The following is a 1,088-nucleotide window of genomic DNA, read 5'->3' as shown; positions in this document are numbered from 1 at the left end:
AGCTGCCTAATAACCTAAGAAATCTCTTCGAACGATATACAGACAGTGGAAAAGATCTCATTCCTTTGCATTATCAGCAAAATTGTTAGAGAATGCCTCGATTATCTAGTAATTCGTAGTACGCCTTTGGTAAAATTCGCTGTTCGCGATTTTGCACATTTTTAAGGTCAAACAGTCAATATGATTGCTAGTAGGAATCCACTCACTCAGTTACCAACCGTAGCTCAGAACCCCGATAAGTTTGAAGTACTGTTATCAGCACAAGAGTTCAGAACTCGCCTACTTAAAGAGATCTCTGAAGCAACTCAGCGTATCTGTCTGGTTGCTCTCTACCTAGAAGATGATGAAGCAGGTCGCGAAATTCTGACTGCTCTTTATGAAGCTAAGCAGAACAATCCACAGTTGGATGTCAGTGTGTGTGTCGATTGGCACCGCGCGCAACGTGGCCTCATTGGTGCAGAGTCATCAGAAGGCAACGCGGCCATGTACAAAGCATTTGCAGAAAAGTCCGAACACTAAGTGCCTGTTTATGGTATTCCGGTTCGCGGCAAAGAAGTATTCGGCGTTCTGCATCTTAAAGGCTTTATAGTAGATGATATCGTAATCTACAGCGGTGCAAGCCTTAATAATATCTACTTAAACTACCACGACCGTTACCGTTTCGATCGCTACCATGTCCTGAATAACAAGACGCTAGCTGACAGCATGTTTAGCTACGTTCAAGATCAGATGGTTGCCGACACTGCGGTAAACTGCCTTTCTGATCATGCTAAGCCAACCACTAAGCAGATTAAATCGGCGATTCGTCAATTCCGCTCGACACTGGCACGCTCTCAGTACCAGTTTAAGAGCGAAGAAGTGTCCGCCGAGCAAGTAGCTGTTACGCCGCTGGTAGGTATCGGTAAGCGTCGCAATCGCCTAAACCAAGGTATCAACCAACTCATCGCTCAAGCCAAAGATGAGATTTTCATCTGTACACCTTACTTCAACTTCCCACCGAGTTTAGCGAAGGAAGTAAAGAAAGCACTTAAGCGTGGTGTGAAGGTGAGCATTGTTGTTGGTGACAAAACCGCAAATGATTTTTTCAT

2 pseudogenes are annotated in these 1,088 nt (G+C 44.6%); both read left to right on the top strand.

Annotation, left to right across the window (positions count from 1 at the left end):
• Positions 1-89 (top strand): annotated as a pseudogene (locus KIV40_RS33860) (GNAT family N-acetyltransferase); the annotation flags it as partial.
• Between the two features lie 91 nt (positions 90-180).
• A pseudogene (pssA, locus tag KIV40_RS33855) lies at positions 181-1,088 on the top strand (CDP-diacylglycerol--serine O-phosphatidyltransferase); the annotation flags it as partial.

Source organism: Vibrio sp. D173a, assembly GCF_030248475.1.
This window is presented reverse-complemented; position numbering and strand designations above follow the sequence as displayed.